This window comes from Arthrobacter alpinus (assembly GCF_001445575.1).
Classification (GTDB): Bacteria; Actinomycetota; Actinomycetes; order Actinomycetales; family Micrococcaceae; genus Specibacter; species Specibacter alpinus_C.
The window spans coordinates 2457978-2474721 of sequence record NZ_CP013200.1 but is presented as its reverse complement, the minus strand read 5'-3'; the positions used below and the strand labels follow the sequence as shown (position 1 = coordinate 2474721).

Sequence of the window (16744 nt, the reverse complement as noted above, 5' to 3'; positions counted from 1 at the left end):
AGGGTGTCAGTGGCCGGCGTCGTTCCAGCTGGCGCCCAGACCCACCTGCACTTCCAGGGGGACCTGCAACTGTGCGGCGGCACCCATCTGTACGATGACCAGGGCCTTGACTGCGTCAAGCTCCCCCGGCCAGATTTCCAGGATCAATTCATCATGGACCTGCAACAGCATCCGCGACTTCAGGCTCTGGTCCTTGAGCGCCCCGTCGACCCCGAGCATGGCCTGTTTGATGATGTCGGCAGCTGAACCCTGGATGGGTGAATTCAGTGCCACACGTTCTGCCAGTTCACGCAGCTGGCGGTCGGTGCTGGCCAGATCCGGCAAGTAGCGTCGGCGGCCCTCAATGGTGGAGGTGTAGCCGTCAATGCGCGCTTGTTCCACCACACCGCGCAGGTAGTCGCGTACCCCACCGAACCGGTCAAAGTAGTCCTTGACCAGGGTGCGGGCTTCATCCACCGAGATTTCCAACTGCTTGGACAGGCCAAAGCTGGTCAGCCCGTAGGCCAGACCATAGGACATGGCCTTGACCTTGGAACGCATGGCGGAAGTGACCTCTTCCGGGGCCACACCAAACACATGTGAGCCCACATAGCGGTGCAAATCCTCGCCCAGCGCGTAGGCCTCAATCAGGCCAGCGTCACCGGAGAGGTGGGCCATGATGCGCATTTCAATTTGCGAGTAATCCGCGGCCAGCAGGCATTCATAGCCTTCACTGACCACGAAGATGTCCCGGACTCGGCGTCCTTCTTCGGTTCGGATCGGGATGTTTTGCAGATTGGGGTTGTTGGAGGACAACCGGCCAGTCGCGGCAACATTCTGGGCGTAGGTGGTGTGAATGCGGCCGTCCTCCGCCACGGACTTCTTCAGCGTTTCCACCATTTGCTTCAGCTTGGAGGCCTCACGATGAGCCATGAGCTGCGCCAGGAATTCATGGCCGGTCTTCTCCAGCAGCATCTTCAAGGACGCCGCATCGGTGGTGTAACCGGTCTTGATCTTCTTGGTCTTGGGCAGACCCAATTCCTCAAAGAGCACTTCCTGCAGCTGCTTGGGAGAGCCAAGGTTGACCTCGTGGCCAATAGCGGCAAAGGCAGCTTCTTGCGCCGCATTCATGGCCGCGGTGAAATCTGTGAGCAGCGTGGTCAGACGCTCCTGCGAGACGTCTATACCTGTCAATTCCATGGTGGCCAGAATCGCGGCAAGCGGTAGTTCCAGCTCGTGCAGCAAGTTGGCGGCACCGCGCTCCACCAGCATGGGTGCGAAGTGTTCACTCAGCAATAAGGCCACGTAGCCGCGCTGGACGGCATCGCTGAAGGTTGCATCACCCTCTAGGCCCAAGTCCAGCTGCCCGGATTCTCCGCCGCCGGACTCAAAGGACACCTTCAGGTGTACCTGGCTCAGCGCAGAGAGCTCGTAGCTGCGGCGATCCGGCTGAATCAGGTAACCGGACAAGGAGGTGTCATCGACAACACCAGACAGCGTCAGCCCGCGGACAGAAAGCGCCTTGAGCGCCTCCTTGTACTCGTGAACTACCTTGGGCCCATCGGAGCCAAGCCATGCGGCCAGAGCTGACTCCAGCTCCTGATCGGCGGTTCCCAGTTCAACCACGACGGCGGAATCCTTACGTACCAGCGCCACCGCAACGGCTTCGAAGGCCAGCCCTGCCTTTTCGCTGAGCACATCCACCGCCACAGGGGCGCCAGCTGTACCGGCGGCAAGCCACTGCGTCAGGGCGGCTGCCTCGGTGAGAACCTGGTGAACGGGCACTTGGTGAGCTTCTCCGGCGTCGTCCGGTTCCTCCTCGGCAAAGAGGTCAAACAGGCGCTTGCGCAGCGTGTTGAACTGGAGGGCGTCAAAGAGCTCCTCGACGGCCTCACGGTCCGGGGACTGCAGTACGGTGTCGGTGATGGCTACCGGCAGGTCCATGTCGCGCAGCAGGTGATTCAGGCGCCGGTTGCGCTTCACGTCATCAACATGGTTGCGCAGCGACTCCCCCACTTTGCCGCCAATGGCGTCCACATTTTCCAGGACCCCATCCAAGCTGCCATAGAGCTTGAGCCATTTCGCGGCAGTCTTGGGCCCCACGCCAGGCACGCCGGGCAGGTTGTCCGCGGATTCACCCACCAGGGCGGCCAGATCCGAATAACGGTTGGGCGGGACCAGGTACTTGTCCTGAACGGCCGCAGCATCCATGGGCGGGATATCGGAGATGCCCTTTTTGGGGTACAGCACCAGCACCTTGTCGGTAATGAGCTGGAAGGCGTCACGGTCACCAGAGACCACGAGGACGTCCCAGCCGGCCGCCTCGCCCTGGACGGAAAGCGTGGCGATAATGTCATCGGCCTCGAAGCCGTCCACCGAGATGGTGGGGATGCGCATGGCGGCCATGACCTTGATGATCAAATCAATCTGGCCGTAGAACTCCTCCGGCGTCTTGTTGCGCCCACCCTTGTATTCCGTGTACTCCACAGATCGGAACGTGGGGGTGTCCAAGTCAAAAGCCACCACCACGTGGGTGGGCTTCTGCTGGCGAATCATGGTCAGCAGCATCGAGGTGAAGCCATGAACGGCATTGGTGTGCTGGCCGGTGTCGGTGGCGAAGTTCTCCGGGGGCAGCGCGTAGAAGGCACGGAACGCCATGGAGTGACCATCAATGACCAGCATCCTGGGCGTTTCGCCTCCCGGACGTTCGGCAGAGGTCCCGGTTACGGGGGTTGGTGCAACAGTGGACTGGGGGGCCGTCTTGGCAGAATCACTCACAGGTGCAAGCCTAGTCATCATGAGCGATAAATTCACACCCCACCCCCGTTCCGCCGAACTCCTCGCCGCAGGGGTCCCCGACGAGTACCATTCCATGCTGAGCCGCCACGGCGTAGGGACGCTGGTGGAGAAGATGGGGATCGTCTTCACTCACATGAGCGCCGATTCCATGGTTGCCACCATGCCAGTGGAGGGAAACACGCAAGTCACCGGTTTGCTGCATGGTGGCGCGCACGTTGTTTTAGCCGAGACGCTGGGTTCCTTCGCCGCCGCTTTCCACGCCGGGCCCACGTCCCGCGTGGTGGGCATTGAGATCAATGCCACACATCATCGCGGTGCTGCCGGCGGCCTGGTCACCGGCACGGCCACCCCCGTTCACCTGGGCCGGACACTCACCACCCACGAGGTGGTCATGACCAATGAAGCCGGCCAACGCCTCTCCACCTGCCGCATCACCAACATGATCCTCTCCGACTGACCAGTTTTTAAACTAACGACGCCGGGCATGTTCCTTGCCGCTGTAGCGGAAGGAACATGCCCGGCGTCGTGCGTTGACGAACGAATCCTCTAGAAGATCATGCTGAGGACGGCGCCAGCCGCCTTGTTCAAGGGAGGCACGATCAAAATGATGGCGGTCACAACGGCTAGCACGCAAAAGCCGAAGCAAATATAGGAGCCCCACCTAGCCACGTGGTTGATGCGGCCGGCGTCATCACCACTCACTGCTGTAAAGCGCACGCCCAAAGAGTACATGGTGACCACAAATACGGCGCCAATAAGGGTTGTCAGGCCCACTGTGACAAAGGCGAACCAGTCAATCATTTGTTTTCCTCCTGCGCGTCGAGCCCGGTTGCGACTTTCGGTGCGTGCTCAGTGGCGTGCTCAGCTACCGCCGTCTTGGCCTTGACCTTGGGCATTTGCGCCTCGAGCGCCGCCTTCGTCATGGCCTTCAACACAGCCGTGTCCGCACGGTCCAATGCGCTCTGGGCGTCGGCCCGGGCAGCATCTGTTTCTGCGGCACGCTTAGCTGCTTTGGCGGCAACCTTCTGGGCGGAGACAGCCTTCGCCGCGAGACGGTCACGTTCCTTCTTGCTGGGAATGTGCATGGCGTCGCCCACGGCGTCAACGTCACTCAGAGCGTTACTGTGATCCACAGTTTCACGTTGGGACAAGAAGAACATGAACAAGATCGCGCCAAGTCCCAAGACGGCGACAATGACAACGCCCACGACCCCTACTCGCATCAGCAAGGCAGCGAGGCCGCCAACTATTGCGGCTGCTGGCAGCGTGAGTAACCAGGCAATACCAATCTTGCCGATGGCCCCCAGCGCACGGTTGAACCCTTACGTCCAAGACCGGAACCAATCACGGACCCGGAGGCCACGTGCGTGGTGGAGAGCGCGAAGCCCAGGTGGCTGGAGGCCAAAATGGCTGCGGCGGTGCTGGTTTCGGCGGCGAAACCCTGCGCCGGCTTGACGTCGGTCAGACCTGAGCCCAGGGTGCGGATGATGCGCCACCCACCCACATAGGTCCCGCCAGCAATGGCCACCGCACAAGCCGCAATGACCCAGAGGTGCGGGCCGGTTCCGGCTTCCTGCAGATTCGATGCCACCAGAACCAAGGTGATGACACCCATGGTCTTTTGGGCATCGTTGGTGCCATGTGCCAGCGCTACCAACGAGGAGCTAAAGACCTGGCCGCGACGGAAACCGCCGCGCTTCTGTGTCAGCTTGTCGCCGGAGTCCGGATCGGAACGGCGGGTGATGCCATATGCCAACTTGGTACACAGGTAGGCCACCAGACCGGCAATGGCAGGGGCCAAGACCGCTGGCAGCAACACCTTGGAGACAACCACGGCGAAGTTCACCGCCCCGAAGGACCAGGTGCCCACAATGGCAGCACCTATCAAGCCACCAAAGAGTGCGTGCGAGGAACTGGAAGGCAATCCCAGAAGCCAGGTGAACAGGTTCCACAACACCGCACCCATCAAACCGGCGAAGATCATCCCTGGGGTAATAGCCACACCGTTGGGCCCACCCTCGTTGATGATGCCACCGGAGATGGTCTTGGCCACCTCTGTGGACAGGAAGGCGCCAACCAAGTTCAAGATCGCGGCCAGCGCCACTGCAGTCTTGGGTTTGATGGCTCCTGTGGCAATGGGCGTAGCCATGGCGTTGGCTGTGTCGTGAAAGCCATTCGTAAAGTCAAAAAAGAGGGCCAGTGCTATAACTAGCACGACCATGAAGGTGAGATCCACCCGCGATCCAATCTTGAGAGGGCGTAAGCGAGACTGTGAACAGATAGCCGGAAATCTTGTGCCAACGCCGATGACTTGCGGCAGTGCTGACGAACCGAACCGCTTACGATCCTACGATGATTTTGCCCTGCTTGGTGTCCAGTGACCCCACTTAAGGTTAACGGAAGGTGAACAAAGGGTAAACCGTGGTGTTTAAGGGCCACGCCAGCACGGGCCGCAGGGAACACGCTGCGCAGGAAGCCGACAATGTTGTGAGTAGAATTCCTGCGCTGCTCAACAGTGCGAGCAGTCCGCCAGAGGCGATTTGACCCGGATTTCCGGGCGCTGGGACCGCTGGCGCAAAGATCAACAGGCTCCCGCTGTCTCCGTGGAACCAGCCCATTGCCATGACGCCGGACCGGACACTGGTGCGGCGTCGCCGTCCCAAGATCGGGTCACGGTGTTTCGTTGATCACTATGGTCCCGATGGTGAGAAAAGGGATCCGAAGCCACCATTGCGAGCACCTCACCACACAGTTGTGGCCCCCGCATGGACGCGCGGGGGCCACAATTGTTAGACGACACTCGCCATACTCTTGACGGAGCCAAGACTAAGGCTGAGCCTTGCTGCTAAGCGATGCTGACGCTATGCCTTGTGAAGGTTCTCCCGCACGAGCGGGGCAACTTCAGTGGCGTACAGCTCGATGCTCTTCATCATGGCCTCGTGAGGGAGCGTGCCGTGGCTGTACTTCAGGTCAAAGCGCGAGAGGCCCAGCGCTGTGGCCACCGTGGTGATCTTTCTGGCCACGGTCTCTGGGGAGCCCACCATGAGTGCACCAGTAGGTCCGGCTGTGGCGTCAAAATCGGCCCGCGTCATGGGTGGCCAGCCACGGTCGCGTCCAATGCGACCGTGAGCTGCGGCATAGTGCGGCCACAGTTCATCCATGGCCTGCTGATCCGTGGCGGCAATGTGACCGGGTGAGTGAACACCGATGGGCTGTTCCGGCTGCCCGAATTCCTTCAGAGCCCGGTGGTAGAGCTCCGCAAAGGGAGTGAACTGTGCCGGCTCACCACCAATGATGGCCAGCATCAACGGCAGTCCGTAGTGTGCAGCACGCACCACCGACTGCGGGCTGCCACCCACCGCGACCCAGGTTTTCAGTGATCCGGATTCGGTGTGCGGGTACACCATTTGGCCATGCATGTCCGGACGGGTGTTTCCGCTCCAACTAACAGGGCCTTCCTTGCGCAGCTCGCTGAACAGCTCCAGCTTCTCCTCAAAGAGCTCCTCATAGTTGGCCAGGTCAAAACCAAACAGGGGGAAGGATTCCGTGAAGGATCCCCTACCCAAGGTCACTTCGGCGCGGCCAGAAGAAACGGCGTCGAGCGTGGAAAAACGCTGGAACACCCGGATGGGATCATCAGAACTGAGCACGGTAACGGCCGATCCCAAACGGATGCGCTGAGTCTGTCCTGCAATGGCAGAGAGCACCATGTCCGGGGATGAAATGGCATAGTCGTCCCGGTGGTGTTCACCAACGCCGAAGTAATCCAGACCCAACTTGTCAGCCAGGACGGCCTGTTCGACGACGTCGCGAATCACGTGTGCGGCAGGCTTGGGTGCACCGGTGGCATCGAGGGTGATGTCTCCAAAAGTGTCCAAACCCAGCTCAAACTGCTGGGGCGAGGAAGTGCTGCTGGCCATGGTTTCCATCCAATCCAAATAAATATGCGTTTGTATCTACTTGGGGAACCAGAGGGTCGGTGAAACTATTCCCGCGCACCCAGCTGGCCCAGCCCGGCGCGGGCCCGGCCAACTAGCGACGCGTCAGAGCCGCTTTACTGCGGTACACGGCCAGGAACGTGCTGATACGCCGGATGGCCTCATCAATGTCAGTCACAGAGGGCAAGATCACGAACCTGAAGTGATCCGGGGTGGGCCAGTGGAATGCCGTGCCGTGGCTGACCAGGATTTTCTGGTCTTGCAGCAGGTCAATCACAAACTTCTCATCGGATTCAATGGGGTACAGGGCGGGATCAAGTTTTACGAACAAGTACATGGCCCCAGCGGCCGGCACGCAAGAGACGCCCGGCAGTGCGTTGAGCAGCGCCGAGGCCCTGTCACGCTGTTCGCGCAGGCGTCCGCCGGGCTTGGTTAGATCATCAATGCTCTGATAGCCGCCAAGAGAGGTCTGAATGGCGTGTTGAGCCGGGACGTTGGCGCACAGGCGTAGGGACGCCAGTAACTCCAGTCCTTCCTTGAAGCCAGCCATCGCGGCACGGGGCCCGGAGAGAGCCACCCAACCGGAACGGTAGCCGGGCATTCTGTAAGCCTTGGACAAGCCGCTAAATGTCAGCACGCAAATATCATCGGCCAGCGATGCCATGTGGATGTGGCTACGGCCGTCATAAAGGATTTTCTCGTAGATCTCATCCGAGAAAATCACCAGATCGTAGGTGCGAGCCAGCTCCACAAACTTTTCCAGAATGTGCGCCGGGTAGACAGCGCCCGTGGGGTTGTTCGGGTTGATGATGACGATGGCTCGGGTCGCCGGGGTGATCTTGGCCTCGACGTCAGCCATGTCCGGCCACCATTCATTGTCCTCATCACACAGATAGTGCACGGGACACCGCCGGTCAGGGTGACGGTTGCGGTCCAGAGCGGGTAATCGGGAGCCGGAATGAGGATCTCGTCTCCGTTTTCCAAAAATGCCTGCAGCGTCATGGAGATGAGCTCGCTGACGCCATTGCCGACAAAAATGTCATCGACACCAATCTTCATCAAACCCTTGGTTTGGTAGTACTGCGAGATGGCGGTGCGTGCGGAGAAAATGCCCTTGGAATCGCTGTAGCCTTGGGCTCCGCGGAGGTGATGGATCATGTCCACCACAATGGATTCGGGCGCCTCCAAGCCAAAGGGGGCGGTATCGCCAAGATTCATGCGCAGGATACGATGGCCCTCCGCCTCCATCTTTTGGGCCGCATGCAAGATGGGACCACGGAGTTCGTATCGGACGTTGGCTAGCTTGGAAGAATGTTGCATGGGGCGCATGCCTTCCATTTTTACACACGCGCCCCTGCAAGCCGCCAACCAGTCCACACTGCGGCTAGCCCATGGCACTGCCTCACAACCGCCCCCACGGCAAGGAGTTACTTCTTGGCCAGCAGCCGGTCAACGCGTGGCTTGACCTCGGTGGCCAGCAGCGTGATGGATTCGAGCAGGTGTTCGTGCGGCAATCCGCCAATGTCTGTTTGCAGGAAGTGACGCATGTGACCCATGTAGCCGTGCAGGTGCGCGATCCGCTGCGCCACCTCGTCAGGATCGCCCACATAGTAGGCACCAGGCGCGTCAGCCTGAGCCAGGTAGGCATTTTTGTCCGGTGCCGGCCAGCCGCGCAACCGTCCCATCTCCACATTGAGGTTGCGCCAGCCAGGGTAGAAGCGCTCCAGCGCCTCTTTTTTGGTGGGTGCCACCAGGCCCAGTGCAGCCACGGAAATCTTGATCTCAGCACCAGCGTGCCCGGCTTGCGCGGCTGATTGCCGGTACAGCTCGGCCAGGGAAGCAAATCTGTGCGGCGCACCGCCAATGATCCCGTAGGAGATGGGCAGTCCCAGCTGTCCTGCCCTGGCGGACGACACCGGGCTGCCGCCAGTTGCGATCCACAGCGGCAGCTTCCCCTTCACTGGCCGCGGGACGACGGCCAGGTTGTCAATGGCGGGCCGTACACTGCCGCTCCATGTGACGTTTTCCGTCTCGGCATTATTGATGGCCATGAGCAAATCAAGCTTTTCGGAGTAGAGCTGGTCGTAGTCACGCAAATCGAAGCCAAAGAGTGGGAAAGTTTCCACGGAGGAGCCGCGTCCGGCAGTGATTTCAATGCGCCCGCCACCGGAGATGGCATCGGCCGTGGTCATCTGCTGGTAGACCCGAACAGGATCGTCAGTGCTGATGATGCTGGCGGCACTGCCGAGTTTGATATTCTTGGTGGCCCCTGCTGCCGCAGCCAGCATGGCACCGGGCGATGACGCGGGCATCGAGACGGTGTGGTGCTCCCCCACACCAAAGTAGTCCAAGCCCTGCGTATCTGCATGAACAATTGCCTCAAACAGGTTCCTAATGCCCTCAGCCGTGGACCCAGGCGTGCCGTCCGCATTCAGAGGTGTATCGCCAAAGCTGTACGCGCCGATTTCCATGGTGCCTCCATAATTCATGATGTGGCGGCACACCGTGCCGAGCCACGGATATACGTGGTATTACAGATCATATTGATTACAGATCATTTGGGCAAGGTGGGACAGGCGTAGGGTGCCGGCGCGGGAACAGCCACGCAACGCGATCAGGCACTCAATCAGAGCAGCGGCAGCGATTGCTCCTTGACCTGCTTGCGGAGGATCTTGCCAAGCATGGACCGCGGCATGTCATCGATGGCCACAATGCGAACGGGCACCTTGTACCTGGCCATGAGTCCCTTGCAGTACGCGCGGAGGGCGGCCTCATCCAACGCCACACCGGGTTCCAGCTGCACGGCAGCAACCACCATTTCGCCACCGCGCTGCGCAACCTGGCCGAACACTGCCGCGTCCACCACATGCTCATGCTGACGCAGCACGTCTTCCACCTCAGACGGGGAAACGTTGAATCCCCCGGTAATGACCAGCTCCTTGGCGCGATCCACAATGGTGGTGAAGCCCTGTTCATTGACGGTGACAATGTCACCCGTGTGCAGCCAGCCATCCTTGGTCAACGTCTTGGCGGTTTCCTCGGGGTTGTTCCAATAGCCCTGGAATATCTGCGGACCCTTGAGTAGCAGTTCTCCGGCTTCACCCTGGCCAACCTCACGAGAGGGCTCGTCCAGATCCACCACCTTCATCAAGGTGGAGGGGAACGGCACCCCAATGGTGCCCGTCTGCCGGGTTTCAGCGAAGGGGTTGCCGAGGGCCACCGGGGAGGATTCGGTCATGCCATACCCTTCAACCAGCAACCCTCCGGAGACCGATTCCCACAGTTCCACCACATGGTTGGGTAAGTTCATGGCCCCGGAGATGCAGAATTTGCAGGAGCGCAGTGACACGCCCTTCTCCTTGGCGGCGATGGCTGTGCGCTCGTAAATGGGCGGCACGGCGCAGTACACGGTAGCGGGCGATTTTTTCATCGCAGACAGCACCAGATCGGCGTCGAACTTGGGAAAGAGGACCAGCAGGCCCTGCTTGCGAATACCGAATGTGAGGTACAGCGTCATGCCAAAAGCGTGGAACATGGGTAGCACGGCGTACAGAATTTCCTTCTGCTGCTGGGCCCCGTGCATCCAGGCTTCGCCCTGAAGCGCGTTGGCATAGAGGTTGAAGTGGGTGAGCTTGGCACCCTTGGGGCGGCCTGTGGTCCCTGAGGTGTAGCCAATCACAGCCAGATCGTTGACCAGAGGGCGCGGGTGGAGCGGATCAAGAGTGCCACCGGCGAGCAACTGCTTCCAGGGCAGCGCACCGGGCGCCGGAGCAGTCAGGGACGCGCGGGTCTCGCGAAGCTTCTTCAACGGCAATCTCAAGGCCAACCGCTTGAGGGCCGGGAATTCCGCCAGCAGATCCACGGAAATGATTCGGTCAAGAGCTACATCGGCAGGGAACTCCTGCACGGCCGGAACCACCTTGTTCCAGGCGATCACCACGCGGGCCTGATGGTCTTCAAATTGGTGGCGCAGTTCCCGTGAGGTGTAGAGCGGGTTGTGTTCAACCACCACGGCCCCGAGCCGCAGCACCGCGTAAAAGGCCACCACGTGTTGCGGACAGTTCGGCAAAATCAAGGCGACACGGTCTCCCCGGCCGACACCGAGCTGGCGCAGACCTTCGGCAGCCTGGACCACCTGCTCCCCCAGCTCACGGTAGCTGGTCCGCCGGCCAAAGAATTCCATGGCCGGATGCTCACCTGCTTCCTGCACGGACCGCTCAAACATCTCCACCAGCGATTCAGTGGGCATCTCGATATCGGCCGGAACACCCGGCTGGTAGTTGGCGACCCAAGGCTGCTGGACGGGGCCGGGTGAGGGGGCTGGGCTGGTGGTTTCGTTGTGCGGCATGATTCCATCTTGCCGCCTTTAGGGAGAATTTTGAAACATTTACCCGACGGTGCTGGACTCTGGGCGGAAGGGTGGCTAGCGTGGGGATTCCGGACCTTGTAGAAAATAACTTGCAGGAACAATACTTGGACCGGATGCCATGCGAACAGCAGCACATTCACTACTAGTTCACTATTAGGAGACTGTTATGGGTTTCATCGGATGGATTATTTTGGGCCTCATCGTCGGGGCCATCGTCAAGGCCATCATGCCCGGCAAGGTGGGCGGCGGCTGGGTCACAAGCCTGATCCTCGGTGTGGTTGGTGCCATTGTGGGCGGCTGGATCGGTGACCTTCTCTTCAACAAGGGTGAAATGGGCTTCTTCAACATCGGCTCTTGGCTGTTGGCAATTGTCGGCGGCTTGGTGGTCGCCGGCATTTACGGTGCTATCACCGGACGCAGTAAGACCTCCGCCTAGGAGCGGCGAATCGTGACAGTAACTCAACGAGGCCCGGCCACAGCGCCGGGCCTCGTCACGCCCGGAGCAGCCGTGGACAAAGCCGACGCCCCAGCCCCAGATGACGAGCGCAAGCCAGATAGCCCCACCCAGCTACCTGCCAAGTCCTGGAAGTACGCCGGGCGCCGCGCCGTGGCCAAGTTCAGCGCCGATGGCTGCACAGACCTAGCAGCATCGCTGACCTACTACGGTGTGCTCTCCCTCTTCCCCGCCCTTCTGGCCCTGATCTCGATCATGGGTCTAGTGGGCCAAGCAGAGCAGACCTCGGCGCTCCTGCTGGATCTGGTGAGCCGGGCTGCCGGCCCGGACACTGTTGAGGCGATCCGGCAGCCCGTGGAGCAGCTGACAAGTTCCCGGGCTGCCGGGTTGACGCTCGCCATCGGTATTGTCACAGCCCTATGGTCCGCATCAGGATATGTTGGCGCGTTCAGCCGCTCCATGAACAGGATCTACGGCATTGACGAAGGCCGGCCAGCCTGGAAATTACGCCCGGCCCTGTTGTTGGTGACACTTGCCGTTGTCCTGCTGGTAGCCATCATGGCGCTGCTGCTATTGCTCTCCGGCACTGTTGCCCAAGCGGTGGGTGAGATGCTCGGCGTCGGCTCCGCCACCCTTACAGTGTGGTCCATCGCCAAATGGCCCGTGGTGGGCATCTTGGCCGTGGTGCTGATCGCCATCCTCTACTACTTCACCCCCAATGTGCGCCAGCCAAAATTCCGCTGGATTAGCATTGGCGCCGCCGTGGCCTTGGTGGCCGTGATTGTGGCATCAGCAGGTTTTGGCTTGTATGTGGCCAACTTCTCCAACTACAACAAGACCTACGGCACCATTGCCGGCATGATCGTGCTGCTGTTGTGGATGTGGATCATGAACTTGGTGCTGCTCTTCGGTGCGGAGATCGACGCCGAACTTGAGCGGGTTCGTCAACTCCAGGCGGGTATAGAGGCTGAAGCCCAACTTCAGTTGCCCCCACGCGACATTGCCGCCAGCGCCAAGAAAGAAATCAAAGAGCAACAGCTCCTGAGCGACGGTCGCGCGCTCCGTGCCGAATTGCGGACAGAGGAGGAACCTCCGGCCAGGAAATCGGCCGAGGCCCGCACGCTGCTGTGGATCGCCGGAATCGGTGCTGGAGCCCTTGCTGTGACCGCCTTACGCAACCGGCGCCGTCGACCCTGAGATTCACAGCGAAAGTATCAGCAGGACCCCCATGGGTGGATCCCCGGAGTGGCCCACTGTGCGCCCAGAGAAGGGACCCGGAGAGTGGACCCAAAGAAAACCGTCTCCCAGCCAGAGTTTGACGCCTCTAAGGGCTGTTGCATTTCTCACAATTGAGCAATTTTACCTTCCCTTAGCACAGACCCCCGATGCCCGGTTGCCGGGAAATAATTGATAGGCTGGGAAGTCGGCCCTGCTCTCTTAAGGGAAGCTGCCGCAACCACTCCCATTCCCTCTAAGGAGAACTAAGCCTCAATGACATCCGTGGCCACTGAATCACTGCGTGAACAGCTCTGGAATCGCCGTTACGACGAGAACATTGCTCCCATCACCGAACTCTGCGACACCCTGGCGGAAGCCCGGCCCGAGCAGCAGGTGGCTTACGTGGACCCCGTTCATGATGTTGACGAGTGCAAGATCATCAGCTTGTTTTCCAATGTTGGTGAAATTGACGATTCCGGATACGTCACAGCAGGCGACGAGCAAGCAGCCACACGCCTTCTGGGTATCCACTGGCAGCTTGGTCTGCGCCCCAGCTACGTCATGCCGTGGAATGTGCACCCCTGGTTCACCCCGGGCGAGCCCAACGGCCGCCTCACTGCACCCCAGATCGAGCAGGGTCTGCGCCCGCTCGTGAAGTTCCTGACGCTGGTTCCCCGGGCCTCGGCCTTGGTTGCTCACGGCACTGAGGCGCATCGCCTGGCCGATCAGCTCCTGAAGGCTCAGGGGCCCATGCTTTACAAGCGCGGCTTTGGCATCTACAAGGTCCGCTCACTGTCCGGCCGCAGCTTTGCCGGTTCCCCGGAACGTCAGGAGCAGTGGCTGCAGGAATCCGCCAAGGCCTACGCCGAATCGATGACCCGCAACGGCATTACCATCAAGGGCCGCTAGCACAGAGTTCTTTGCTGGCTCTCTTTTGTCTGGCCCGTAGCACCTTGCACCGCGATGTCGCGTGGCCAGTCTGTTACGGGCCAGCGGTCTTTTAATCAGTCACCGAGGCCGACGGCGGGAGCGAGCTTTAACGGCGTCGCTCGCCACCAAAGAGTGCACCAGCCATAGCGTGAATCCCAGAACTCCAACCACAATGGCCGCGGTAGGTCTCAGGATCCCCGCAATCAGCGAATCGCTGGTCAACATGATGGTCCCGGCGAAGGACGGCGGCACCACTTTCACCAGCCACAGCATGGCAGAACATGCGCGGTCCATGGGCTCTCCTTCAAGGTGGCTAGCAAAGTTTACGGCTAAACTCCTTTCGTGATGCACACAAAAACTCGCCCCAAGCCCGCACTCGTTATCTACGCCCTTGCCGCCGACCTTGTGTTGGTGCTGGTCTTTGCGCTTTCCGGGCGCCGCAGCCATGCCGAGACGCTAAGCCTGGCGGGAGTGCTGGAAACGGCTTGGCCCTTCCTGTCTGCCCTGGCCGCGGGCTGGCTGATCTGCCGGATGTGGGCGCACCCGGTGCAGATTCTCCCCCGTGGCGTCTACCTGTGGCTCATCACCCTAATCCTTGGCATGACGCTGCGCTTGGCCTCGGGGGCCACGGCAGCCATCCCCTTCGTGGTGGTCGCCACCCTGGTGCTGGCCCTGTTCTTGCTGGGTCACCGAATCCTCGCAACACTGGTGCTCCGACGCCGTGCGAAAGCCTAGTTCCAAGCCCCGTTTGGGATAAGATCTAAGCGTGTTGACAAGGATATTTACACTCCCGCGGAACCGCTGACGCAGTACCGCCGACCCCCGTGGCGAATGCGCCTCAACATGCACTGTCAACAACTCCAGATAATTCACCCACACGACAAGGACCCCCGACTGTGATTACCGCATTTGTCCTGATCAAGACCGACGCTTCACGGATTCCCGAGTCCGCTCAGGAAATCTCGGAGCTGGCAGGTATCAGCGAGGTTTACTCCGTGACGGGCGAGTGGGATCTGATCGCGATTGCCCGGGTGAAGAAGCATGAGGACCTGGCCGAGGTCATCGCCGACAAACTTTCCAAGGTTAAGTCAGTGGTCTCCACCACCACCCAGATCTCCTTCCGTGCATACTCACAACACGATCTTGATGCGGCATTTTCCCTCGGCTTCGACCACTGAGACTGACGGATGTACCTTGAAATTGCTGTTCAGGATGTTCCCGGAGCCCAGCTGGCAGCCACCCATGGTGCTGACCGGATTGAGTTGTGCTCTGCTCTCCAGCTCGGTGGTCTCACGCCGTCGCAGGGATTACTGACCAGCATTCACGCAGCCGCACCAGCCTTGCCAATCCACGCGCTGATTCGGCCGCGTCCCGGCGACTACGTCTATGACGCGGCGGCCGTGGCTCTCATGGTGGCCGAGATCAAGGAAATGCGCGACGGCGGCGCCACCGGTGTGGTCATTGGCGCTCTGACCTCCGATGACACCATTGACTATGCTGCAGTAGAGACCTTGGTGGCAGCCGCAGACGGATTGCACATCACCTTCCACCGGGCCGTGGACCACCTCTTCATGAACGACGCCGTTGCTGCCGTTCCGCGTTTGGCCAGCCTAGGGGTTGCCCGCATCTTGAGTTCCGGTGGCTCTACCAGAGCTGGCACCGGCCTGGCCCAGCTGCAGGCCATGCATGAAGCCGCTGAGGGGGCGTTGAGCATCATGGCCGGCGGCGGCGTTGACATCGCCGACTTCGCCGCTTTTCATGGAGCCGGACTGCGCGATGTTCATCTGTCCGCAAAGCGGACAGTCAATCAGTCTTCTCCAGCTCCGCTCACGGAAGCTGCCCAAGCTGAGGACAATAGCTATTTTGCCACCGACCCGGGCCTCGTGGAACAAGCCGGGATCGCTGCTAGAGCATTGGCCTGAGCTAGTTCTGCTGGGCCTGGCTGCTCAAGGCCACCCAGCGTGTGAGAACCTTGGCGGCCGCCCCACTATCGATGGAGGCCTTGGCCCGCACCACGGCGGCGGCCATCCGCTCGAGCAGAGTTCCGTCACTGTTAGGGTCATAGGCCACCAGGCCTGCCGCGGCATTGAGGACCACTGCATCACGCACTGGCGAGCGTTCGCCATCCAGGATGCGGCGGACTACCCCCGCATTGAATTCTGCATTCTGCCCCCGCAGGTCTTCAATAGTGGCGCGAGGGATACCCAGATCCAACGGATCAAAGTGGCTTTCGGTGATGGAATTGCCCCTGACCTCCCAGATCGTGGAGGTGCCCGTCGTCGTCAATTCATCCAGCCCATCGCTGCCACGGAAGACGAGTGCGCGAATATTTCTGGCCGCAAGCACGCCCGCCATGAGAGGGGCCATACGGACATCCGCCACCCCAATGGCTGATGCCACCACACGGGCAGGATTAGTGAGCGGACCTAGGAAGTTGAAGGCGGTGGGGACGGCAAGTTCCCTTCGAGCAACTGCTGCGTAACGCATGGAGGGGTGGAAGAAGTTTGCAAAACAGAAGGTAATACCCACTTCTGTCGCCGCACGTTCCACCATCTCCAGCGACAGGTCCAACCGTACTCCCAGGCTCTCCAGCACGTCGGCCGAACCAGCAGCCGAGGAAGATGCCCGGTTTCCGTGCTTGACAACGGTGGCGCCCGCTCCGGCACAGACCAGGGCGGCCATGGTGGAAATGTTGACCGTATTGAGGCGGTCTCCGCCCGTGCCAACAATGTCCAGAGCTTCACTCGATACCTGCAATGGACGGGCGTTGGAGAGCATCGCCTCCACAAGCCCCGTCACTTCCGCAACAGTTTCTCCCTTGGCTCGAAGCGCCACCAGGAACCCGGATATCTGTGCGTCACTGGCGTCGCCAGCCATGATCGTGTTCATTGCCCACGCGGTCGCGTCCTGCTCCAGATCGTTTCCCGCAATCAATGCGGCAATGAGATTTGGCCAGGTGTGGTTGCTTGCCGAAGCGTCTTGAAGAGGATTCACCCTATAAATATTAGACGCAACCAAGCCGTTCCCAGCCTATGTGACCATTGACACGTGCTCCGT

The 16744-nt window shown here is 60.5% G+C and carries 14 protein-coding genes and 2 pseudogenes; 7 read left to right on the top strand and 9 right to left on the bottom strand.

What is annotated here, in order from left to right:
- Nucleotides 1-6: 6 nt before the first annotated feature.
- Nucleotides 7-2637, bottom strand: a complete 2631-nt coding sequence (gene polA / locus AS189_RS10855; RefSeq protein WP_062293441.1) for a DNA polymerase I — start codon at nt 2635-2637, stop codon at nt 7-9.
- Nucleotides 2638-2776: 139 nt separating this feature from the next.
- On the opposite strand from polA, the gene AS189_RS10850 reads away from it, so the two are divergent.
- Complete coding sequence (locus AS189_RS10850) at nt 2777-3235, top strand: hotdog fold thioesterase (RefSeq protein ID WP_062293445.1); 459 nt, start codon at nt 2777-2779, stop codon at nt 3233-3235.
- Between the two features lie 89 nt (nt 3236-3324).
- On the opposite strand, the gene AS189_RS10845 is transcribed toward AS189_RS10850, so the two are convergent.
- The 6 genes and pseudogenes from AS189_RS10845 to AS189_RS10820 form a co-directional block, all read right to left on the bottom strand.
- A complete protein-coding gene (locus tag AS189_RS10845; protein ID WP_062288610.1) occupies nt 3325-3579 on the bottom strand; it encodes a hypothetical protein in 255 nt (84 codons plus the stop codon).
- Nucleotides 3576-5014: pseudogene (locus AS189_RS10840) on the bottom strand (anion permease). Before AS189_RS10840 ends, AS189_RS10845 begins: the two are co-directional and overlap by 4 nt.
- Before the next feature lie 625 nt (nt 5015-5639).
- Complete coding sequence (locus tag AS189_RS10835) at nt 5640-6698, bottom strand: LLM class flavin-dependent oxidoreductase (RefSeq protein WP_129587242.1); 1059 nt, start codon at nt 6696-6698, stop codon at nt 5640-5642.
- Between the two features lie 112 nt (nt 6699-6810).
- Nucleotides 6811-8045, bottom strand: a pseudogene (locus AS189_RS10830) (pyridoxal phosphate-dependent aminotransferase).
- A 98-nt stretch (nt 8046-8143) separates the two neighbouring features.
- Nucleotides 8144-9187, bottom strand: a complete 1044-nt coding sequence (locus AS189_RS10825) for an LLM class flavin-dependent oxidoreductase (protein ID WP_062288604.1) — start codon at nt 9185-9187, stop codon at nt 8144-8146.
- Nucleotides 9188-9342: 155 nt separating this feature from the next.
- The gene (locus AS189_RS10820; RefSeq protein WP_062288600.1) at nt 9343-11064 is read right to left on the bottom strand and encodes a long-chain-fatty-acid--CoA ligase; all 1722 of its coding nucleotides are present in this window, start codon (nt 11062-11064) and stop codon (nt 9343-9345) included.
- Nucleotides 11065-11251: 187 nt separating this feature from the next.
- Between AS189_RS10820 and AS189_RS10815 the strand changes: the two genes are divergently transcribed.
- The 3 genes from AS189_RS10815 (at nt 11252) to AS189_RS10805 (ending at nt 13666) form a co-directional block, all read left to right on the top strand.
- Entirely contained in the window at nt 11252-11521 is a 270-nt protein-coding gene (locus AS189_RS10815) for a GlsB/YeaQ/YmgE family stress response membrane protein (RefSeq protein ID WP_062288597.1), read from the top strand.
- A 12-nt stretch (nt 11522-11533) separates the two neighbouring features.
- The gene (locus AS189_RS10810) at nt 11534-12736 is read left to right on the top strand and encodes a YihY/virulence factor BrkB family protein (RefSeq protein ID WP_082634228.1); all 1203 of its coding nucleotides are present in this window, start codon (nt 11534-11536) and stop codon (nt 12734-12736) included.
- A gap of 294 nt (nt 12737-13030) precedes the next feature.
- Nucleotides 13031-13666: a hypothetical protein gene (locus tag AS189_RS10805; protein WP_062288594.1), complete on the top strand. Its 636-nt coding sequence runs from the start codon at nt 13031-13033 to the stop codon at nt 13664-13666.
- A 99-nt stretch (nt 13667-13765) separates the two neighbouring features.
- Here the strand turns inward: AS189_RS10805 and AS189_RS10800 are convergent, their stop codons facing one another.
- A complete protein-coding gene (locus AS189_RS10800) occupies nt 13766-13981 on the bottom strand; it encodes a hypothetical protein (RefSeq protein WP_062288591.1) in 216 nt (71 codons plus the stop codon).
- Between the two features lie 51 nt (nt 13982-14032).
- On the opposite strand from AS189_RS10800, the gene AS189_RS10795 reads away from it, so the two are divergent.
- The 3 genes from AS189_RS10795 to AS189_RS10785 all read left to right on the top strand — a co-directional run bounded on the left by AS189_RS10795 (nt 14033) and on the right by AS189_RS10785 (nt 15609).
- Nucleotides 14033-14422, top strand: coding sequence for a DUF3054 domain-containing protein (locus AS189_RS10795; protein ID WP_062288588.1), 390 nt, complete (start codon nt 14033-14035; stop codon nt 14420-14422).
- Nucleotides 14423-14583: 161 nt separating this feature from the next.
- Nucleotides 14584-14865 carry an Lrp/AsnC family transcriptional regulator gene (locus AS189_RS10790; RefSeq protein ID WP_062288585.1) on the top strand — a complete coding sequence of 94 codons (282 nt, stop codon included), beginning with the start codon at nt 14584-14586 and terminating at the stop codon, nt 14863-14865.
- 9 nt (nt 14866-14874) lie between these two features.
- A complete protein-coding gene (locus tag AS189_RS10785; RefSeq protein ID WP_062288583.1) occupies nt 14875-15609 on the top strand; it encodes a copper homeostasis protein CutC in 735 nt (244 codons plus the stop codon).
- Nucleotide 15610: 1 nt separating this feature from the next.
- On the opposite strand, the gene trpD is transcribed toward AS189_RS10785, so the two are convergent.
- A complete protein-coding gene (gene trpD, locus AS189_RS10780; protein ID WP_062288580.1) occupies nt 15611-16681 on the bottom strand; it encodes an anthranilate phosphoribosyltransferase in 1071 nt (356 codons plus the stop codon).
- Between the last annotated feature and the right edge of the window lie 63 nt (nt 16682-16744).